The sequence below is a fragment of the Paenibacillus sp. J22P218 genome (assembly GCF_056269195.1).
The window spans coordinates 66,112-86,105 of the sequence record NZ_JBWDNL010000003.1 but is presented as its reverse complement, the minus strand read 5'-3'; the positions used below and the strand labels follow the sequence as shown (position 1 = coordinate 86,105).

General features: G+C 50.9%; 20 protein-coding genes. 15 read left to right on the top strand and 5 right to left on the bottom strand.

The annotated features are described in order from the left end of the window. Positions 1-5 precede the first annotated feature (5 nt). Genes opp4B through AC0YN0_RS15085 form a run of 3 tightly spaced genes read left to right on the top strand, consistent with a single transcriptional unit; the run spans position 6 to position 3,773 of the window. Complete coding sequence (gene opp4B, locus AC0YN0_RS15095) at positions 6-968, top strand: oligopeptide ABC transporter permease (RefSeq protein ID WP_475821981.1); 963 nt, start codon at positions 6-8, stop codon at positions 966-968. Between the two features lie 48 nt (positions 969-1,016). Then, a complete protein-coding gene (locus AC0YN0_RS15090; RefSeq protein WP_475822505.1) occupies positions 1,017-1,901 on the top strand; it encodes an ABC transporter permease in 885 nt (294 codons plus the stop codon). A gap of 18 nt (positions 1,902-1,919) precedes the next feature. Next, positions 1,920-3,773: an oligopeptide ABC transporter substrate-binding protein gene (locus AC0YN0_RS15085; RefSeq protein ID WP_475821980.1), complete on the top strand. Its 1,854-nt coding sequence runs from the start codon at positions 1,920-1,922 to the stop codon at positions 3,771-3,773. A gap of 60 nt (positions 3,774-3,833) precedes the next feature. Here the strand turns inward: AC0YN0_RS15085 and AC0YN0_RS15080 are convergent, their stop codons facing one another. Then, positions 3,834-4,184, bottom strand: a complete 351-nt coding sequence (locus AC0YN0_RS15080; RefSeq protein WP_475821979.1) for a hypothetical protein — start codon at positions 4,182-4,184, stop codon at positions 3,834-3,836. 135 nt (positions 4,185-4,319) lie between these two features. Between AC0YN0_RS15080 and AC0YN0_RS15075 the strand changes: the two genes are divergently transcribed. The 5 genes from AC0YN0_RS15075 to murI all read left to right on the top strand — a co-directional run bounded on the left by AC0YN0_RS15075 (position 4,320) and on the right by murI (position 9,995). Beyond that, a complete protein-coding gene (locus tag AC0YN0_RS15075) occupies positions 4,320-4,991 on the top strand; it encodes a hypothetical protein (RefSeq protein WP_475821978.1) in 672 nt (223 codons plus the stop codon). Between the two features lie 181 nt (positions 4,992-5,172). Further along, positions 5,173-6,384, top strand: coding sequence for an MFS transporter (locus AC0YN0_RS15070; RefSeq protein ID WP_475821977.1), 1,212 nt, complete (start codon positions 5,173-5,175; stop codon positions 6,382-6,384). 198 nt (positions 6,385-6,582) lie between these two features. Continuing rightward, positions 6,583-7,206 (top strand): hypothetical protein, encoded by a 624-nt coding sequence (locus AC0YN0_RS15065; RefSeq protein WP_475821976.1) that lies wholly within the window; start codon positions 6,583-6,585, stop codon positions 7,204-7,206. Positions 7,207-7,319: 113 nt separating this feature from the next. Beyond that, positions 7,320-9,077 carry a methyl-accepting chemotaxis protein gene (locus AC0YN0_RS15060; RefSeq protein WP_475821975.1) on the top strand — a complete coding sequence of 586 codons (1,758 nt, stop codon included), beginning with the start codon at positions 7,320-7,322 and terminating at the stop codon, positions 9,075-9,077. Between the two features lie 129 nt (positions 9,078-9,206). Continuing rightward, positions 9,207-9,995, top strand: coding sequence for a glutamate racemase (gene murI, locus AC0YN0_RS15055; protein WP_475821974.1), 789 nt, complete (start codon positions 9,207-9,209; stop codon positions 9,993-9,995). Between the two features lie 58 nt (positions 9,996-10,053). Here murI and AC0YN0_RS15050 read toward each other — a convergent pair whose 3' ends face one another. Then, positions 10,054-10,815 (bottom strand): exodeoxyribonuclease III, encoded by a 762-nt coding sequence (locus AC0YN0_RS15050; protein WP_475821973.1) that lies wholly within the window; start codon positions 10,813-10,815, stop codon positions 10,054-10,056. Positions 10,816-10,950: 135 nt separating this feature from the next. Here AC0YN0_RS15050 and AC0YN0_RS15045 point away from each other — a divergent pair, with 135 nt between their 5' ends. The 4 genes from AC0YN0_RS15045 (at position 10,951) to AC0YN0_RS15030 (ending at position 14,148) form a co-directional block, all read left to right on the top strand. Then, positions 10,951-12,351: an aldehyde dehydrogenase gene (locus tag AC0YN0_RS15045; protein ID WP_475821972.1), complete on the top strand. Its 1,401-nt coding sequence runs from the start codon at positions 10,951-10,953 to the stop codon at positions 12,349-12,351. A gap of 93 nt (positions 12,352-12,444) precedes the next feature. After that, positions 12,445-13,191, top strand: coding sequence for an RNA polymerase sigma factor (locus AC0YN0_RS15040; protein ID WP_475821971.1), 747 nt, complete (start codon positions 12,445-12,447; stop codon positions 13,189-13,191). 101 nt (positions 13,192-13,292) lie between these two features. Continuing rightward, positions 13,293-13,703 carry a VOC family protein gene (locus AC0YN0_RS15035; RefSeq protein WP_475821970.1) on the top strand — a complete coding sequence of 137 codons (411 nt, stop codon included), beginning with the start codon at positions 13,293-13,295 and terminating at the stop codon, positions 13,701-13,703. Between the two features lie 16 nt (positions 13,704-13,719). Continuing rightward, on the top strand, positions 13,720-14,148 hold the full coding sequence (locus AC0YN0_RS15030) for a DUF6157 family protein (protein WP_475821969.1): 429 nt from the start codon (positions 13,720-13,722) through the stop codon (positions 14,146-14,148). An 89-nt stretch (positions 14,149-14,237) separates the two neighbouring features. On the opposite strand, the gene AC0YN0_RS15025 is transcribed toward AC0YN0_RS15030, so the two are convergent. Together AC0YN0_RS15025 and AC0YN0_RS15020 are read right to left on the bottom strand one after the other, a co-directional pair. Continuing rightward, positions 14,238-15,137 carry a DMT family transporter gene (locus AC0YN0_RS15025; protein WP_475821968.1) on the bottom strand — a complete coding sequence of 300 codons (900 nt, stop codon included), beginning with the start codon at positions 15,135-15,137 and terminating at the stop codon, positions 14,238-14,240. Positions 15,138-15,192: 55 nt separating this feature from the next. Further along, positions 15,193-15,969, bottom strand: a complete 777-nt coding sequence (locus tag AC0YN0_RS15020; protein ID WP_475821967.1) for a 3'-5' exonuclease — start codon at positions 15,967-15,969, stop codon at positions 15,193-15,195. A 215-nt stretch (positions 15,970-16,184) separates the two neighbouring features. On the opposite strand from AC0YN0_RS15020, the gene AC0YN0_RS15015 reads away from it, so the two are divergent. The 3 genes from AC0YN0_RS15015 to AC0YN0_RS15005 are packed head-to-tail and all read left to right on the top strand — an operon-like array spanning position 16,185 to position 19,358. Beyond that, on the top strand, positions 16,185-16,982 hold the full coding sequence (locus tag AC0YN0_RS15015) for a sugar phosphate isomerase/epimerase family protein (protein WP_475821966.1): 798 nt from the start codon (positions 16,185-16,187) through the stop codon (positions 16,980-16,982). 27 nt (positions 16,983-17,009) lie between these two features. Continuing rightward, the gene (locus AC0YN0_RS15010; RefSeq protein WP_475821965.1) at positions 17,010-18,137 is read left to right on the top strand and encodes a Gfo/Idh/MocA family protein; all 1,128 of its coding nucleotides are present in this window, start codon (positions 17,010-17,012) and stop codon (positions 18,135-18,137) included. 3 nt (positions 18,138-18,140) lie between these two features. Then, entirely contained in the window at positions 18,141-19,358 is a 1,218-nt protein-coding gene (locus AC0YN0_RS15005; protein WP_475821964.1) for an MFS transporter, read from the top strand. 76 nt (positions 19,359-19,434) lie between these two features. Here AC0YN0_RS15005 and AC0YN0_RS15000 read toward each other — a convergent pair whose 3' ends face one another. After that, a complete protein-coding gene (locus AC0YN0_RS15000; protein ID WP_475821963.1) occupies positions 19,435-19,881 on the bottom strand; it encodes a DUF1648 domain-containing protein in 447 nt (148 codons plus the stop codon). Between the last annotated feature and the right edge of the window lie 113 nt (positions 19,882-19,994).

Here is a 19,994-nt window from a genome sequence, read left to right as displayed (position 1 = left end):
GAGCGATGTGGAGGACAGTTGCGCGAAGAATGATTATTATGGTTCCCCAAATCATCTTGCTGAGCATTCTCGTATTTCTAATGGCCAAGGCGATGCCCGGGGACGCTTTGACGGGGTTGATCGATCCGAGCATTGATCCGGCGGCGATGGACGCGCAGAGAGAGAGGCTCGGGCTTAATAATCCGTGGCAGGTTCAATACTGGGATTGGATTACGAAAGCGTTCCAAGGCGATTTTGGCCAATCGTTCCGCTTCAAGATGCCCGTCTCCGATTTGATTGGGCAGCGAATGATGAACACCATTTGGCTATCGATTGTCACGCTGATTCTGACTTATTTGATCGCCATTCCGCTTGGCATTACGAGCGGCCGCTACAACGATACATGGGCGGATCGCTTCATAACGGGTTATACGTACTTGGGCTTCGCGGCGCCGCTATTCATATTCGCCTTGTTAATGCTATGGGTATTCGGGTTTCATTTCGGATGGTTTCCGACCGGCGGGAGCGTAGAACCAGGCATGAAGCCGGGGACGCTGGAATACGTGCTGAGCAAGTTCTATCATTTGCTGCTGCCGGCCTTGTCTATGGCGCTTATTACGACGGTTACGACGGTACAGTTGCTGCGGAGCGAGATTATCGACACGAAGCAGAAGGACTTCATCGTAACGGCAAGAGCGAAGGGCGCGTCGGAGTCGCGCGTGTATAACCGGCATATTTTGCGAAATTCATTATTGCCTATCGCCGCATTTTTCGGATACGAGATTACGGGACTGATCGGCGGCACCGTATTCATAGAGAGCATCTACAGCTATCCGGGCATGGGGGAGTTGTTCCTCAGCTCGATCTCGCTGCGCGACTTCAGCGTCGTTACCGCGCTTGTGCTGCTGTACGGGGCTGCGTCGATCATCGGTGCATTACTGTCTGACATCACATTAAGTGTCGTTGATCCGCGCATTCGGATCAAATAACAGCCAACGTGCATAGGGGTGGGCCTTTTGAGGAAGACATACGCCAATATATCGCATGCAAGCTTGGAGAACAGAAGCCCCTCGAGCTGGAATATTGTGTGGCGCGAGCTCGTTCGGGACCGAATGGCGTTCGTATCGCTGCTCTTCCTGGTGCTGGTGATCGCGCTTGTCTATGGGATTTCATTCGTGCTTGATCAAGAGCAGATCGTATCCATCGATCTGTTCGCGCTTAAGAAGCCGCCCTCGGCCGAGCATTGGCTAGGTACCGATTATGGCGGGCGCGATGTATTCGGCCAGCTCATTATCGGCACTCGCAATTCGTTGTCGATCGGCATTATCGTGACGCTGCTCACGGGGTTAATCGGCGTACTGATTGGTCTCATATCCGGTTACTTCGGCGGCACTGTCGATAACATTTTCATGCGCTTCGTCGATTTTTTCATGATCCTGCCCACGCTTATGATCGTTATTGCATTCGTAACGGCAGTGCCCAAGTACAGCATTATTTCCTTCTCGCTTATTATGACCGCTTTTCTATGGATGGGTATTGCAAGGCTCATACGCTCCAAGGCGCTGCAGGAGAGAGAGCTGGATTACGTGCAAGCATCCAAAACGCTTGGCTCCTCGCATGTGAAAATTATGATTACGCAAGTGCTGCCCAACTTAAGCTCGATCATCATCGTGACGATGACCCTTAACTTGGCAGCCAATATCGGACTCGAATCCGGCTTGTCATTCCTCGGTTTCGGGTTTCCCGAGAGTACGCCGAGTCTCGGAACGCTCGTCAGCTATGCGCGAGATCCGCAGACGCTGGAGTCGAGATGGTGGATATGGTTACCCGCATCGTTCCTCATATTGGTTCTGATGTTGTGTATAAATAACGTCGGTCAAGCGCTTAAGCGGGCGACGGACGCAAGACAAAGAAAAGGATGACGAGGAGGAGAAGTTGTTATGAAGAAGAGGTTACGCTCCACAAGGATGGCATTGCTTCCGATGCTGCTCGCGCTGTTGGTATTTGTTGCAGCCTGTTCATCCGGCAACGGGAACGAGAAGAACGAGCCAACCCCGGCGGATAGCAGCAACAAGCCGTCCCCTACCGAAGAGGTGAAGGAAGCAACGCCGGAGCCCGATGACGGACTATACTCCATAGAAGATTTCAGCAACGTGAAGAAAAACGAAGGCACGGCGATCGAGAACGGCTCGCTGACGTTCGGCCTTGTATCCGATACGCCGTTCGAAGGCACTCTTAATCCGGTCTTTTACTCGGGTGATCCCGATTCGCAAGTGCTTGCTTGGTTCGATGAGTCGATGCTGACTTGGGACGAAAGCTACGTCTTCACGAACGACGGCGCAGCCACGTACGAGGTGTCGGAGGATGGCCGTACATTCACGTTCACGATCCGCGACAACGTGAATTGGCATGACGGCAAGCCGGTAACGGCTGCGGATTGGGAGTTCGCGCATCTCGTCATCGGCGATCCGAAGTACGACGGACCCCGCTACGATTCCACGTTTACGAATATTGTCGGTATGAACGAGTATCACGAAGGCAAGGCCGATAAGATTTCCGGCATCGAAGTCATTAACGACAAGCAGCTCAAGATTACTTATATCGAATCAACACCGTCCTTGCTGACGGGCGGGATATGGACGTCTCCGCTGCCTAAGCATATTTTCCAAAACATTCCTGTCGATAAGATGTCCGCATCGCCTGAGGTGCGCGAGAAGCCGATCGGCTTCGGTCCGTACAAGGTGGAAAGCATCGTTCCAGGCGAATCGGTCGTGTATACGAAAAACGCGGACTACTGGCGCGGCGAACCTGGGCTCGAGAAGGTTACGTTGAAAGTCATTAATCCAACGACAATCGTACAGCAGCTCGAGAGCGGCGGCGTAGATCTCGTCGACTCGTTCCCTGTTGATCAATACCCTGACAATGCAGGCATGTCGAATGTAGAGTTCCTTGGCAATGTTGACCGCGCCTATACTTATATCGGCTTCAAGCTTGGCGCATGGGACGCGGAGGGCGGCAAGGTTGTTCCTAACCCGAAAGCGAAGATGGCTGATATTAATCTCCGCAAGGCGATGTGGCATGCGGTCGACAACGATCAGGTCGGCAAGCAGTTCTACCACGGCTTGCGCTGGAACGCAACAACGCTTATTCCGCCGTCGCATCCGGAGTATCATGATTCGTCGAATGCGGGCTTAGCGTACGATGTGGATTTGGCTAACAAAATATTGGACGATGCCGGTTATAAGAAAAACGGCGATTTCCGCACGAATCCGGATGGAAGCGAGCTGGTCATTAACTTCATCTCCATGACTGGCGGCGACATTGCTGAGCCGCTTGCGCAATATTATGTGCAATCGTGGAAGGCAATCGGGCTTAATGTGAACCTGGAGATGGTCGAGTTCAACACGTTCTATGACCGTGTCGGCGCTAACGGCGAGGACGATCCGAAGGTAGACGTATACCAAGGCGCATGGGCGGTTGGCATCGACGTCGATCCTTCAGGCTTGTACGGACGCGAAGCGATCTACAACTTCCCTCGTTATGCGAGCGACAAGCAGGACGAACTGCTTAAGAAGGGCTTGTCGAAGGAAGCGTTCGACGTCAAAGTACGCCAAGACATTTATAAAGAGTGGCAGAAATTAATGGTAGAAGAAATTCCGGTATTTCCGACGCTATACCGCTCGGTGCTCGTGCCCGTCAACAAACGTGTACTCAACTATGCGATCGGCGACGGAACGGATCTTTATTTGTACCAGGTCGCAGTATCCCAGGATAAGCCGTTTGTTGCCGAGTAATAAGCAGTTATAAAAGAACGCCGGCCTGCTCCGTTCGTGGAGAGGCCGGCGTTTTAATTTTTATAGAGGAATGCGATATTCAGAATACTCCTCGATGATATGCTCGCCCTGTTGGTAAATCCAGCGGAAGGTGAATTCATCGCCCGTATAGCCAGTACGGCTTCTAATATCCGGCAGGATGATGCTCTCGAAGTTAGCGACAATCGTCTGTTCGATTTCCTTCAGCCGCTCCGTGTTGGTGATGCTTTGCTGCTCCGCTTCTTCATCGGATGAAGCAGTTTGGCTATAGTAAGCCACCGTGATTTCATGGTCGCTGAGTTCCTCAGGCAGCGGATGTCCTGATCCGCGGAAGATTTCTCTTACCGTGTCCAGCCAGTCTTGATGCAGGCGAATCGTTATGTTGTATTTCATCGTTAATCTCCTCTCGGCTATAAAGGTCAGGCACTTTTCATGTTTTATTATTTTAACATAATCATCAGGGTATCGCAGAAATTAGCGTGAAACAAATAAGGGAAGTGCGCCGTCTGATAGTTTGAGGTGATTGGATTGAACAAGAAGCTAACGGCGGTCATTGTTGCTGTAGCCGTATTATTTTGCATAGGGGTCGTGAAGCCGGCAAAAGTATTCGCATGCTCGTGCGCAATGGCGCAATCCGCAGAGGCGCAAGTGAAGGATGAAATGGAGCGGAGTAGCGCGATTTTCGCAGGTAAAGTATTAACCGTGACGCAGCCGCCAGAAAAGGAATCAATGTCATCAGCCGATCCGGTTGAGGTTCAGTTCGAGGTATCCGAGGTATGGAAAGGCGACGTGCAGGAGCGTACTGCAGTGTATACGGCGCTTAGCTCGGCGAGCTGCGGCATTGAGAATTTCGTTGAAGGAGCGGAATACGTCGTATCGGCCTATGACAACAAGGGCGCGCTTCATACGACCATATGCAATATGACGAAACCAGTGTCTGCGGCAGGCGAGGAGCTTAAGGCGCTTGGAGAAGGAAAGCAGCCACAGCCGATTGCGATGAACGTTAAGAAGGAAAAGAACGAAGAAACCGAGATACCGTTAAGTGCGGATGGCGCAGCACCACCAGATACGGCGGGAGATGACAATGCAGCTTCTGCTCGTACAAGTTCAGGTTCAATCAACTATATGTTAATAGCTGCTTCGGTGCTGCTCATTGCCACGGTAATGATTATGTGGGTGAGAAAAAATCGGAAGCAATAAGGATAGATTGGGGGATAGTCCGGGATACCGGGCTATTTTTTTTATATGATTACAGTCCTATGTTTAGTTGCCAAAATAACAAGTTGTAGGCTATCATAGTCAAGTTGTGCTTAAAAAGATAGAGGTGCAATAACAACTACTTATATATCAGATAACAGAGAAGAGAGAGAAGCAAACGGATATGGAAATGCAGATGAATCATACTGTCCAGCAGGGGACAAAACCTGCGGGATCAATCATGGCCGCAGTGTTATCGCTAACCCTCGGCACCTTCGCGTTCGGAATGACCGAGTTCGTCATTATGGGCTTGTTAACCAATGTAGCGCAGGACTTGAATATTTCGATCGCCAGCGCCGGTCAGCTGATTACCGGTTATGCGCTGGGCGTAGCAATCGGCGGTCCGATTATGACCGTGTTTACACTTCGCATGCCGCGCAAGCAGCTGCTCTGCGCCTTGCTCGTTATTTTCATTGCCGGCAACGCGCTTGCGGCGCTCGCGCCTAGCTACTCGGTGCTTATGCTGGCAAGAGTGCTTACGTCGCTTGCTCATGGCACGTTCTTCGGCGTCAGCTCCGTGATCGCAGCAGGACTCGTAAGCCCGGAGAAGCGGGCCAGCGCGATCGCGTTGATGTACATGGGGCTTACGGTCGCCAATATTATTGGCGTTCCGCTCGGCACTTATATCGGTCAGCAATTCGGATGGCATTCGACCTTCGGCATCGTATCCGTTCTTGGATTCTTAGTCGTGGCGGGAATTCTGCTGTTCGTGCCGAAAGTGCCGCATAACCGCAAAGTAAGCATCGGCAAGGAATTGAGGATATTCGGGAATAAGCAGGTGCTGCTTGCTTTCTTCGTAACGGTATTCGGGTTCGGCGGGGTATTCACGGCATTCACTTATATCGATCCGCTGCTGCAGGAAATTACCGGCTTCAGTGAACAATATGTCACGGGGATCCTTATTTTATTCGGGATCGGGATGACGGTCGGTAATTTGGTTGGAGGCAAGCTGGCCGATTGGCGGTTAATGCCGGCTTTGATGGCCTGTCTCGGGTTTCTAGCCGTCATGCTGTTCATCTTCTTCTTCGCGGTGGACAACAAAGCGATGTCGGTCATTACGATATTTATATGGGGCATAGCTTCGTTTCTGATCGTGCCCGGCTTGCAAATGCGCATTATGGATATGGCGAAGGACGCGCCGACGATGGCATCTACGGCTAACCAATCGGCCTTCAACCTCGGCAATGCGGGAGGAGCCATTATAGGCGGTCTTGCCGTGAACGGGATTGGCCTTCATCATGTGCCGTGGATCGCGGCGATCGTGACGCTAGGCGGGCTTGCCCTAACGGCGATCAGCTACAGCTTGGAACGGAAGCAAAATAGCAAGACGGCTTAGCTTTAGCGGCTGAAAAAGAGAACAGGACAAACAGCTCATATGCGCTGCTTCGTTCTGTTCTTTTGCTATGTCCTTACAAGGTACTACACATTGTTGGTACTATTCGCGCGGGGAGGGCACTGGTATATTCATAGCAAATAGAGCGCAGGAGAAAAGAGCCGGCGCACTTCATCCTATGAATGAGAAGAGGCGAGCGCCGTGGAACAATGCCAGGGTCCGAATAAAAATATTTATGTGCTGTTGACGAATACGGGTACGCTGTTCACGAGACTCATTAAGGCTTTTACCGGCGCTCCCTATAATCATGCATCGTTAGCGTTCGACTCGGAGCTTAACGAAGTATACAGCTTCGGACGCAAGAAGCCGAGCAGTCCGCTGCTGGCGGGTTTCGTTAAAGAGAACGTGTACGATGGCGTTTATCGCAGTCATCCAGGGACTAGCTGCACGCTGCTCCGCTTGCGCGTGACTGATAAGCAGTATTCACAGATAAAGCAATTTGTGTCTAGTATTGCTCAGAATAAGGATGATTACCATTATAATCTGCTTGGTGTTATCAGTATTTTGCTAAAGGTTGATTATAATCCCCAGTATGCGTATTTCTGCTCGCAATTCGTGGCTGAGGCGCTGAACAGAGGCGGTCTAGATTTATGGAAGCGTCCATCTCGAACAGTAACGCCTGATGACTTCCGTCAGCACATCGATCTGGAAGCTGTTTACGAGGGTCTATTGTACGACTATCCGATGCTTGATGAGCATAAAGTACGCTGGGTGCTTGCGAATCGGACCAAGACGGCTAAGGCTGCTACAGTTGCTATGGAATAATCTGCTCGATAAAAAGAGGGTTTTTATGCCATTTGTCGAAATTCATCGAATGAATTTCTATTTGGAGAAAGCAAACCCACTATCGTACTTAAGAGCAGGAGAGGGAAAACAGCATGATTAACTGGTTTCGCAGAAAGCTGATTGGCCGGATTTTGGTCGTAATGGCGGCAGTTATTGTACTCATCGTTGCAGGCAATAGCGCCATTCAACTGCACAACACAGGCACGGCGGTAGAAGGTGCGATTAGTACCTACAACATGAATATCGCACAAAATTACGTGACGCAGATTGATGTCGACAGCTACGCCGATTTTATCCAGGATCCACAGGAAAATGAATTGTATTGGAAGCTCCGTGAGGAGCTTGATCGATTCCGTCTGTCCATTGGCGCGCGTTACGTCTATTTCGTGAAGGTGGAGGCGGATAAGGATCCGCTGCTGCTTATAGACGGAAGACCGAAGGGCGATCCGCTTGCATCGCCGATTAATGAAGTGACCGATATGCCGGCATCGGCTATTAAGCTTGTGCTGGATGGACAAGCTGCCAGCTCTGATCTTATCGACAATCCTGAATACGGGACATACATATCTGCATTCGTACCCATGCTGGCTGCAGACGGTACGTTCATCGGAGCGCTTGGCATCGATACCGATGCTTCCGTTCTGCATCAGCTTACGAACGAAGTAACGAAGGACAGCATACCGTTATACGCGGCCATGCTTCTCCTTGCTTTAGCGGCGCTTGGCGTCATTATGTGGTTCATCGCGAAAACGCTTCGGCCGCTTCAGACGATTACGGCAAGCGCGAACAAGATGGCGACGGGCGATCTTGCGGAAGCGAATCGGATGCTGCTGGCACATCCCGTGAAATCAATCGATGAGATTGGCAGCGCGTACGAGGCGATGCTGCTCATGTCGGGTCATCTGAACGATAAGATCGGCGACATCGTTTCCAAAATCGCACACACATCGGATGTTGTCGCCTATTCTTCCGAAACATTCTCCAGCCATGCGGACCAAATCTTAACGATGGGCGAGAGTGTGAGCGGATCCATTCGACATATTCATGAAGGCGCTTATGCCCAAACGCAGAGCGCGCAGGACAATGCCGTCGCCATGGAGGAAATGACACAAGGCATTATTCGTATATCGGAGTCGTCGGCAACCGTATCGGATGCCGCGGTACAAGCGCTGCATACGGCGCAATCCGGTCAGACGACCATTAATGAAATGAACAGGCAAATGCTTAGCATATCCGAGACGGCGCAAGAGACGTTGACTATTGCGAAATCTCTACAGCAGTACACGAGCGAGATCGAGGGCTCGTTAGGCGCAATTAGTGAATTCGCCAATCAGACGAAGCTGCTCGCGCTTAACGCATCGATCGAGGCAGCGAGAGCAGGCGAGCATGGGCGCGGTTTTACCGTTGTTGCGGCGGAAGTCAGGAAGCTTGCCGAGGCATCGGATGTAACGGTGCGGCAAGTGACAGCGCTGCTCGGCAATATTAGCAAGGAGACGGGGCGAATCAGTGAACAGATGGATCTAGCTGCCTCGGAGATTGGGACGGGGGCGCGCTTGTCGCAGGAGGCGGAGCAGGCCTTCATTCATGCCGTCTCGGCGTTCCATCTCGTGACCGATCAAATTATGGAAGTATCTTCGACGGTAGAGCAAATGTCCGCAGGCTCGGAAGAGGTGGCGGCTACCGTAAGCACTATGGCCAGTGTGGCTGGAGGCGTATCGGAGCAGACCAAGCAAATCCAAGAGCTGACGGAGCTGCAACTGGAAATGATTAAGAAGGTATATGACGATTCCATCGAGCTGAAAAGCAATACATCGCGCATGAGAGAGGCGATCTCACAAGTAAAAGTATAGTCGGGCTATTAGCGCGTGAGTCTTGCTGGAAGACTCTGTTCTTGCCTACTGGGGCAAGTCGCGCTATGCTGAGAGGGATACTAGATTGTAGATGCTTTTCTCACTACATACGTTAGGAATAGATAACCTATGACGATTGGTTTTTTTGATTCGGGTATTGGCGGGTTAACGGTATTATCGGAGGCGCTGCGGCGCCTTCCCGCCAACGATTATTTGTATATGGCCGATACGCTTCACGTTCCTTACGGCACGAAGCCGATGGAAGAGGTAAGAACCTATATTGTTGATGCGATCGAGTCGATGGTAGCTGTAGGAATTGATGCTCTTGTCATTGCATGCAACACAGCGACAAGCATAGCGGTGGCGGAACTTCGCGAGAAATATTCATTCCCCATCGTAGGAATGGAGCCGGCTGTTAAGCCTGCGGTTGAGATGAACCGGGCTACGGGCAAGCGGGTACTCGTATTCGCGACGCCGCTCACGCTGCAAATGCCTAAATATTATGCGCTCGTGTCCCGCGTGGACGAAGAGGGCATTGTTGATTCTTTGCCGCTGCCTGAGCTCGTCGGCTATTGCGAAAGCTTGCAGTTCGATACGGAACTGATGCGCGAGTATTTCCGTGGCAAGCTGGCAGGTTACGATTTGAACCAATACGGCATTATCGTGCTGGGCTGCACGCATTATCCGTTCTACCGCTCTATCCTAAGACAGGTGCTTCCGCCTCATATTCAGATCGTGGACGGCAATGTAGGGACGATTAAGCGGCTAACGGCGCTAATGAATCGGTTCGGCATAGCGGAGAGACATGGAAACGGCAGCGTAAGATTCATGTGTACGGGCGGAGAGGAAGCCTATCTCGATAAAATGCATTCCGCTTTAAACTTCTATCAGGAGCAGTACATGACGACTGAGCTGTAAAAGAAAATAGGCCGAGCGAAGCGGACTCAAGCGTCCTTGCTTCACTCGGCCTATTTTATTAATCCAGCCCGTTCACCTGCAGCACAACCGGACAATGATCGCTGCCCATAATGTGGCAGTCAATCTGTGCATCCACAAGCTGCGGAGCAAGCCTTGTTGAAGCAAGGAAATAATCGATACGCCAGCCTACGTTCCGCTCCCGTACTTTCGGCATATAGGACCACCAGCTGTAGACGTCGCCAAGGTCGGGATAGAAATGTCTGAACGTATCAACGAAGCCGCTGCCTAGCAGCGTCGTCATCTTGCCGCGTTCCTCGGCTGTGAAGCCGGAGTTGCCCATATTCGGCTTCGGATGCTTCAGATCAATCTCTTGATGGGCAACGTTCAAGTCGCCGCATACGATGACGGGCTTCAACTCGTCAAGCTGCTTCAAGTAGGTGCGGAAGCGCTCCTCCCACTCCAGCCTGTAATCAAGCCTGGACAGGTCCCGTCTTGCATTAGGCGTATACACATTAACTAAGTAGAAATGCTCGAACTCAAGCGTAATGACGCGCCCTTCGAATTCCTCGTTCTCTTCCAGTCCGTAGCGGACGGAGATCGGCTTCAGCTTGGAAAATATCGCTGTTCCCGAGTAGCCCTTCTTCTCGGCATAGTTCCAAAACTGGTGATAGTGCTCGCCGATCTCCAGTTTAATTTGCCCTTCTTGCAGCTTCGTTTCTTGAATGCAGAACAGATCTGCATCCGTTTCGTTGAAGTAATCGATGAATCCTTTGCCTACGCATGCCCGCAGACCGTTAACATTCCAAGATATAAGCTTCATTATGAGTGCGCTCCTTACCGTGCGATTGTAGCTATGTCTAGTGTAACATAAGTAGCGCTGAAATCGCTTTAGTCTAGCAGACACTTGTAGTATGATGAAGCTAACAGAATAGGTTCGGAATAGGAGGATTGTCGTATGGAGCAGAGCAAGACCGTTGTGGAATTGGATACGGATCGAATCGTCCAGGAGCATCGCCGGTTTTTCCATAGTGGAACTACGAGGAGCGTTGCCTTTCGGCTGGAGCAGTTGGGGCGTCTGAAGGATGCGATCGTTCGAAATGAGAGACTGCTATTCGATGCGTTACTTAAGGATCTTCGCAAAAGCGAGATGGAAGCCTACGCGACAGAGATTGGCTTAGTTCTCGATAGTATCCGCTATACGATGAACAATCTGAAGCGCTGGGCGAAGCCTCAGAAGGTGAAGACGCCTCTGTTTCTCATGCCGTCCACGAGCCGGATATTAAGTGAGCCTTACGGTACGGTTTTGATTATAAGCCCTTACAACTATCCGGTATACTTGTGCATCGAACCGATGATCGGAGCCATTGCCGCAGGCAACTGCGTCGTGCTTAAGCCGTCAGAGATGACACCGAACGTATCGGCGGCGCTTCGACATATCGTTACCGAGACATTCGATGAGTCGTATGTGCGCATCGTCGAGGGAGAGCGCGAGGTTACGAGCGCTTTGCTGGCGGCGTCCTTCGATTATATTTTTTTCACGGGCAGCGTGCCCGTCGGCAAAATCGTCATGGAAGCGGCCGCTAAGCAGTTGATTCCGGTAACGCTTGAGCTGGGTGGCAAAAGCCCGGTTATCGTTGATTCATCGGCTAATCTGAATGTTGCGGCTAAACGTATTGTTTGGGGCAAGCTGCTTAACGCGGGGCAGACCTGCATTGCGCCCGATTATGTGCTTGTCCATGAGGATGTTAAAGATACGCTTGTCATGAAAATGAAAGAAACGATCGCCGCATTCTATGGCGCCAATCCTGGCTTAAGTCCGGACTTTGGGCGCATCGTGAACGAACGGCATTTTCACCGCTTGGCTGCAATAATCGATCAGGATCGCGCGAATGTCATTGCAGGCGGCAGGGTAGACAAGGCTGATCTCTATATCGAACCTACTTTGCTTTCGGCAAAGTCATGGGACGATGCGGCGATGTCGGAAGAAATCTTCGGACCGATCCTGCCTATATTGCCTTTCCGGCAGCTGGAAGAAGCGATCACGCAAATTATTGACCGTCCGAAGCCGCTTTCGCTTTATCTATTCACGGAGAGCAAAGAGGTAGAGCGCGAGGTGCTTGAGCGAGTATCGTTCGGCGGCGGCTGTGTGAACGACACGGTTATGCATGTATCAAGCGCCTATATGCCGTTCGGAGGCGTTGGTCATTCGGGCATCGGCGGTTATCACGGGAAGTATAGCTTCGACTTGTTCTCGCATAAAAAAAGCATTTTGAAGAAAAGCACGAGGATCAGCATTGAACTGCCTTACCCGCCCTATAAGGATAAAATGAAATGGCTGCGTAAGCTGCTGAAATAGATTGAATTCGTTAAGAAGCCGGAATGATCTCATTAAGAGCATTCCGGCTTTATTGCTGCTTGCGTTGAGCTTATATTATACTAATTGGTAATAATGGAAATGAGGAGAGAGAAGCAATTGGAGGAGAGGCTTGGATTCAGCAGCTTGAATGCTCGGCAATTGCAAGATCGAATCTATCGATATTGTGTGCGTATAACGGGGGATACCTGGGAGGCTGAGGACTTGAGACAGGAGGTCCTGCTTAAGCTCTACAAGGCCGTGAAGAACCAGCCATCTCGTGAGATTACGAATGCATATATGTATCGAATCGCCCTTAACGCATGGCGGGATAAGAAGCGAAAGCAAGGCTCGACTCGGCTAGAGGCTCTTGAAGCCGCGGGGCCTGATCGGGGCGAGCCGGATATGCGGCTGGAGACGCGGGAGCTGCTGGAGACGTTGGCTGATCGGCTGTCCCCTCGCGCACTCGTTATTTTGCTGCTCATGGATGCGTTCGGATTTACGGCCAGGGAGACGGGGGAGATGATCGGCGCAGCTGAGGGAGCGGTGCAGGTCACGCTTGGCCGCGCGCGAGCCAGATTGAAGAAGCTGGCAAGCCGGCTTTCTATCGATAGAAGCGGAAGCGGCCTGGAGCGGACGAGGGCTGAACAAGCCGAATACGGGCGGCTGGACTTCGAGGCATTGGTTGAAGCGTTTCGAAGAAGGGATGCGAAGGCGATATGCCTTTCCTATCGCGGTCTGGTACAGCAGCAAGCTTTCGTCAGCAATGTTCAGCTTGTTGGCGGTAAAATGTACTTTCACTTTACTGACCCGGATGGAAACCGGTTTATGGTGACGGGGTAATGGTTATAGAATTTTTTTGGTGCTCTGTTTGGTTTTTGAATCGGCATACGTTTATTTCATGTAGGTCTAACCATAATAGGGATATAAGAGGAGCGATCGCGATGGCGGTTAAAGAGCTTGGAGGCGTGTTCGTACATGTAACGAATCTGGAGAGATCGATTCCGTTTTATGAGGCGCTTGGTCTGAGGTTGAGGGGCATTGAGGACTGGAATCCAGGTCGAGGCGCGACTTTCTTCATCAGCCCGGAGCATGACGGCTGGCCGCTTCTGACCTTGGTAGAGTCCGAGCAAGTACAGGTGCTGAAGCATCCGCCGTTCAATCTGAACTCGCTGAACGTGCAGGAGATGCATGGCGAGCTGATTGCTAAGGGAATCCAAGTATCCGAGCTTGAAGAGTGGACATCCCCGTGGAATCATCATAGTCTATTCGATGCGTTCGATCCCGACGGCCATATGATCTGTCTTATTGAAGTTACGCCGGTCGAACAGAAGCAGCACGCGCTAATCGAATAATCGGAGGGTTATTGAAATGAATATGAATTATTATAATACGTTCATAACGGTGGCAGCGGATTGCCCGGTAGAGACGGGGATCATCCCGCCTGACAAGAAGGACGGCCGAACAAAGCCCAGCTTGGAGTACGAGCTGGCAGCAGGGCAGCCTTATCAATATACGCAAGAGGAGCTGCTCTTTGAAGTGTATGTGCGGCATAAGCAGATAGCGGATGTAGACCTGGTGGAACGACGCCAGGAGTTATGGGATGGTTTTTTCGGCAAGTCACAGGCTTGTCTGCGCGCATCCATGCTGCCGAAGAAGTACGGCTGGGGCATTCATTTCGACGGTGCCGGCAAGCTGGCGCTTATTCCGAAGGAGTCGGAGGCCTATCAGCAGTACATCGAGAATGAGAACGGCGAACTGAAGGTCGTAGCGGCGATGCGGAGCAGCAGAGGGAAATAAGGTACTAATTCAGCTCTTAAAATTAAAGAACCGCCGCATTAGCTTCGTGAAAACGAACTATTGTGGCGGTTTCTTTGTAATTCATGGCCTTATGTTTTCTCCTTGCCATGCCGGATGAACAGCCACACGCCGAAGAGAATGAAGACGCCGGCAGCGAGCTGATACGCCGACAACGATTCTTTCAACAGCCACCAAGCGAGCAGCGAGGAGATGACCGGTTCGCCGAGTACGGCCATGGATACGGCTGCGGCGTTCATATATTTGAGCAGCCAGTTGAATAGATAGTGACCGAATAGGGTTGGTACAATGGCCAGCAGCAGGAACAAACCCCACTCGCGTCCGCTGTAGCCGGTAAATGGGTTGCCTAACACGACATTGTACAAAGCAAGCGATGTCGCGGCAAGAAAGAATACAGCGAAGTTGTAGACGAAGGCGCTTATTTCATTCCGCAGCTGCTTGCCGACGAGCATATGGACAGCAACCGCAGCAGCGCCAAGCATGGATAATACATCGCCAAGCAAGGCGTTGCCCGAGAGGCTGAAGTCGCCTGCTCCAATCAGAATCGAGCCGATTAAAGCGATCCCGAGTCCCCAAAGCATCATTCGATTCGCCTTCGTGCGGAACAACCAGTACGAGCCGAGCATGACGAGCAGCGGTTCTAGGGTCAGCAAGACGGTGGAGCTGGCAACGGTTGTGAGGCGAAGCGAAGCCATCCATAGCAGGAAATGAGCGCCAAGCATGACGCCCGATAAGGCGAGCAAGCGCCATTGCCGAGCGCTAAGCCGCATGAATTCATGCCTATACTTCCAAACGAATGGGAGCATGAGCAGATTGGTCAAGTACAGCCGGTACATCGCGATGACCGCGACGTCCGCCTCTGACCACCGAACGAATATGGATGAGAACGATATGGCAATAATACCAACGATATAAAGCAGATCATAGATGGCGTTGCGCGATTTTGATTGAGATAGTGTGATGTCTGTCATGATAGTCGATTCTCCATTGCTATTGCTAGTGCAGCACTTGTTCTATTAAAGCCCATTACACATTTTGGCTTGCCTTTGGTTGCTTCGCCTTCTCCACCTCAGCGGCAAAATACTGTTGAAGTTCCGCGACTTTCTTCTCATCTGTCAGCACGATCTTGTCCTTCAGAAAATGCTCCATGAGCACTTCCCATTCCGTAGGCGCCTTGCGCTGAATCATCGAACGAATCGCATTCTTAACAAGCCGGCGTTCCTTGGCATTCGTGTGCATATCCTTGTACTGCTGCTTCAGATCCATATCCAAATGGGCAATAATTTTGCGAAGAACCTCGCCAGTCATTCTTGCGTCATCAAGCGCGCGGTGGGCAGAGCCTTCCGCCGTAATCTCCAGCTCTTGAAGCGCCGTCTCGACACTGACGTCGTTCGTTACATTTCGGAAGCGCAAGTAGCCTTTAAGCAGGTCGTAATAATAGAGGCTTGTCCAGAAACTATCATCGAGCTTATGCATCCGAGTATCAAGCACGATTCGCTTCATATCTTCCCCGCCCCAAGTGAACAGCAACAGATCATCGCTTTGCTTCAACCAGTCGTTGAATCTGGTTATGACGGCTTTGAAACCCTCAGCCGTGTCGATGTCCTCTTGCGGAATGCCGGTCTTCTTCTTAATGAAGCTATTTAATTTGGAGAAGTAGACAGGCTTAATAAGCGATGAGAATTCATCCTTGAACTGCAGGTTCTCATCAAGACGTACCGCGCCGATCTCGATCACTTCCATAGGAAGCTCGCTCGCGAATTTGCGGCCGTTAAATTCAATGTCCAATATAATGTAATCCAAAGTATGTGTCCCCCGTTCTATGCTCGTGATTCCCATTTTAACAGAAAAGGCCGCTATACAGTAATATTGAAATTATGGGCGAGAAGATAGGCTCTAAGTAGTAGAAATTTCCCCCTGCAAAAGAGGATCGTGCACCGAGTGGCTATGCGCTGCAGGTTTATAATGAAGGCGTAGGCAACTTATCCATTATCCATCAATGACGGGGTGAATTATCGATGAACATTTCGATCGGCGGCTATTCATTCAACAACACGTATTTGGAAGGCAAGATGGATGTATTCGGTTATTTGGAGACGGTCAAATATCGTTACGGCTTGGACGCGGCGGATTTGTGGAACGGCTTCTTCATCGATCGCGAGAGCAAACCGATAATGAAACTCGCGGACGAGAGCTATATTCGCAAAATAAAAGAGGCTTTGGACGAGCGTGAACTGCGGCTCGTTAACTTCGCCGTAGACGGGGCCCATTTATGGGATCCTGATCCCCATATGCGCGAGCTGCTGTATAACAACGCGCTAACGCATTTGCGTGCAGCCATCATTATGGGCGCGGAGACGGTACGTATTGATACAGGCGGCAGTTACACGGAATGGGAAACGATGAGCGAAGAACAATTCGACTATACGGTTTTGCGCTATAAGGAGTTTTCTCAAGTAGCAGCCGACAATGGTTTCAAGATTGGTCCGGAAAATCATATGGGCGCGTCGCTTCTCCCGCGCGAAATGAAACGAATCGCGGAAGCGGTCGACCATCCGGCGTTCGGATTTCTCGTTCATCTTGGCCGCTGGAAGGCCGATCAAGCGGAAGGCGACCGGTTAGTAGCGCCATGGGCTTACCACACTCATTTCGATGCGGCGACTGCCGTAAGAGAAGATGCTATTGAGACGATTCGAATGATGGGAGTGTCGGGTTACGCCGGATATTGGGGAATTGAACAAAATGCGAAGGGTAATCAGTATGCGGAAATCGAGCGCTTGATCGGGCTCGTGAAAAAGCTTCTGGCAGAAGCGTAGAATACAGCTGTGGAGGGTGAAATAAGGATGACAAACATACGTATCGGTATTATCGGCGTAGGCCAAATCGGCAAGCAGCATATTGAGAAGTATAGCCATATACCCGGTGCGGAGCTCGTTGCGGTCTGTGACGTTAATCTGACAGAGGCAAACCGAGTAGCCGAGCATTACGGTATTCCGCATGCTTATTCAGATTTCCGTGAGCTGCTGCAACGTGACGACATAGATGCAGTAGATGTATGTCTGCACAACAACTTCCATGCCCCTGTTACGATAGCGGCGCTGGAATCGGGCAAGCATGTGTATTGCGAGAAGCCGATCGCAGGAACATATGCGGACGGCAAGGCGATGGTCGATGCGGCTGAAGCAAGCGGTAAGCAGCTGCATATTCAACTATTCACGCTGTATCAGAAGGAGACGAAAGCCGCTAAGACACTGATTGACGGCGGCCTGCTTGGCAAGCTGTACCATGCGCGGTCGACTGGTTTCCGCAGGAGAAACCGTCCTTATGTGGACGGTTACGGCACGCCTTATTTTACTCGCAAGGAGACGGCAGCAGGGGGCGCGTTGTTCGATATGGGCGTATATCATATCGCGCAAATTCTATATCTTCTCGGCAATCCTGCGGTAGAGAGGGTTACGGGCAAGCTTTATCAGGAAACCGCTATGCTAGAGGAGCGGAGAGAGAAAAGCGGGTTCGACGTCGAAGAGCTCTGTACGGGTTACGTACGGTTCGCTGACGGTCTGACGCTGGATATTATCGAGGCGTGGGCTGTGCATATGGGCGATTTCGAGGGAAGCAGCATCGCCGGCTCTAAGGGCGGCGTCCGCTTGCCAAGCGAACAAGCAGGCGGGGGGACAAGACCGTTTACTTTCCATAACACGGTGTGCGATATGGATATGGACAGCACGCTTGACCTGGATATGATGGACGTGCGCTGGCATCGCATTCGCGACAATGAGGATGCTTACGATTCGTCGCAGGCGCATTGGATTGCTGCATTGCAAGGTAGAGTTCCTTTGCTGCCAACTGCTGATATTGCGCTGCGCACGATGCTTATCAGCGAAGGCATCTATTTGTCGGATCAACTAGGTCGGGAAGTGACGGCGGAGGAAGTGATTGCATCTTCCAGGTCAACCGCCGTTCCAATATAAAGAATGGGTACGAAGGTTAAGCAATCCTACAGCGTGATTAAAGGATTCAATTTTTTCATTTACGGCGCTTTAACGATCTATAGCACTTATTTTGCGCTATATCTGAAGTCTATAGGGTTGTCTACGCTTGAGATTGGGGCACTAATGGCCGGAGGCCCCATCGTATCGCTTGTTGCCAATCCGTTCTGGGGATATGTCAGCGACCGCTTCAGGAACTTGCGTCTGACTTTAATCTTGATGTTAGTAGGCAGCATGATTATCATGCAATTCGTATTTCTATCCGAATCGTATACGTTTATTTATACGTCGATGCTGTTTTTCTTCTTTTTCCAAATGCCGTTGTTTTCGCAAAGCAACACCTTAATATTGAACAGTATTGAGGGCACCGATCAAAGCTTCGGGGCTTTCCGGTTATGGGGGTCACTCGGATGGGGCGTTATGGCGCTGGCGGCGGGGCCGGTCATCGGTCAGATTGGGATTGAACGTCTATGGATCATATATACCGTTATGATGCTGTTCTCGCTGGTCTTCGCCTTCGCCCTGCCGCGCGGCGAGGCGAAGAACTCGGCTGCCAAAGCGGGCAAAGTAAATTATCGCTCCTTATTCGCAAGCCGGGCATTCTTCATCTTCCTATTCGTCGGATTGGTGCTCTCGATTCCGAACTCGGTGAATACGACATTCGTCGCCTTATACATTAAGGAATTGGGCGGAGGAGAAAGCCTAGTCGGTTGGTCGGCCTTTCTATCGTCGATCTTCGAGATTCCGATCTTCCTGCTGCTGGACAGGTATTTGAAGCGTAACGTACGCTCGATGCTGCTTTGTCTCGTCGTTATTAGCTGTCTGTTCGCATTAAGATGGTTCTTGATGGCGGGAGCGGCAACCGCGATGCAGGTTATCTTCATACAAATGCTGCACTGCGTCACGTTCGGCGGCTTCTATTATATCGGGACGCAATTGACGGTGTTACTGGTACCTGCCGAACTGCGTTCGTCAGGCCAAGCGGTGTACGCACTCACTTGGGGAGGGTTGTCGGGTATGGCAGCCGGCTTCATCGGTGGCCTGATGTTCGAGCAATCGGGAGCGCAGTCGATGTATTTCATCTGCGGCGTATTATCCGTATTTGGTATTATCGGGTTTTCCTTGCTGTATGCTTTTGTGCGAAGACTGCAGGAGCAGCAGTTGGAACAGCCTGAGCAGTCCGAGCAAGCGGTTCAACTATAACATTAAAAAATCCCGACTCCTTCTCGCAGAATTGCTGCTGGAGGAGCGGGATTTTTTGTTTTAACCTTAAAAAAAGCTACCGGGCTTTTCTCATACGAATCATCGTTCCTGCAATTGTTCCGAACAAGATGATGAGCGATACGGGAAGGAGCCAAATGCCTAGTCCTGACGATAATCCAACCGCATTTTGAATGGATGACCATGAAATGTAACCGAATAAGATCACTATTTCGAGCTTGATCCAACTCAGGAGCAACAGCGATAGACGATACTGGGCTTCGGCGTTCTGCTCTGTAATTGGAACAATGTAGTTGAAATGATGGGGAACTCGCCGCAGCAGCGATAGTCCGGCATAGAGTGTAAGTGCGATGATCGGCAAAAGGATAAGCGTTACCCGATTTCCCCAACCATCAGCCTCGCCTCGGGCGTTGAAGTGGATAGGGATTGTGGTCGGGAGATTGGTCCATTTGATAAGCATGTAAATAAAGGAAAACATCAGAACTAAAATGCAAACCCAATCCATCCATCGTTCCATGCTAGATTTGGTGAGTGAGATAATAGGTTTTTGTTCTATGGTAATCCATCCCTTTCTTGGATCTTAATATTAACTATATCGTACTGCAAGTTATTTATACA

Bases quoted from the DNA above. Each gene is read 5' to 3' on its own strand.
- opp4B (WP_475821981.1), top strand. From the start codon at position 6: ATGTGGAGGACAGTTGCGCGAAGAATGATTATTATGGTTCCCCAAATC.
- AC0YN0_RS15085 (WP_475821980.1), top strand. From the start codon at position 1,920: ATGAAGAAGAGGTTACGCTCCACAAGGATGGCATTGCTTCCGATGCTG.
- AC0YN0_RS15080 (WP_475821979.1), bottom strand. From the start codon at position 4,184: ATGAAATACAACATAACGATTCGCCTGCATCAAGACTGGCTGGACACG.
- AC0YN0_RS15070 (WP_475821977.1), top strand. From the start codon at position 5,173: ATGGAAATGCAGATGAATCATACTGTCCAGCAGGGGACAAAACCTGCG.
- AC0YN0_RS15060 (WP_475821975.1), top strand. From the start codon at position 7,320: ATGATTAACTGGTTTCGCAGAAAGCTGATTGGCCGGATTTTGGTCGTA.
- murI (WP_475821974.1), top strand. From the start codon at position 9,207: ATGACGATTGGTTTTTTTGATTCGGGTATTGGCGGGTTAACGGTATTA.
- AC0YN0_RS15050 (WP_475821973.1), bottom strand. From the start codon at position 10,815: ATGAAGCTTATATCTTGGAATGTTAACGGTCTGCGGGCATGCGTAGGC.
- AC0YN0_RS15045 (WP_475821972.1), top strand. From the start codon at position 10,951: ATGGAGCAGAGCAAGACCGTTGTGGAATTGGATACGGATCGAATCGTC.
- AC0YN0_RS15040 (WP_475821971.1), top strand. From the start codon at position 12,445: ATGGAAATGAGGAGAGAGAAGCAATTGGAGGAGAGGCTTGGATTCAGC.
- AC0YN0_RS15035 (WP_475821970.1), top strand. From the start codon at position 13,293: ATGGCGGTTAAAGAGCTTGGAGGCGTGTTCGTACATGTAACGAATCTG.
- AC0YN0_RS15030 (WP_475821969.1), top strand. From the start codon at position 13,720: ATGAATATGAATTATTATAATACGTTCATAACGGTGGCAGCGGATTGC.
- AC0YN0_RS15025 (WP_475821968.1), bottom strand. From the start codon at position 15,137: ATGACAGACATCACACTATCTCAATCAAAATCGCGCAACGCCATCTAT.
- AC0YN0_RS15015 (WP_475821966.1), top strand. From the start codon at position 16,185: ATGAACATTTCGATCGGCGGCTATTCATTCAACAACACGTATTTGGAA.
- AC0YN0_RS15010 (WP_475821965.1), top strand. From the start codon at position 17,010: ATGACAAACATACGTATCGGTATTATCGGCGTAGGCCAAATCGGCAAG.
- AC0YN0_RS15005 (WP_475821964.1), top strand. From the start codon at position 18,141: ATGGGTACGAAGGTTAAGCAATCCTACAGCGTGATTAAAGGATTCAAT.
- AC0YN0_RS15000 (WP_475821963.1), bottom strand. From the start codon at position 19,881: ATGGATTGGGTTTGCATTTTAGTTCTGATGTTTTCCTTTATTTACATG.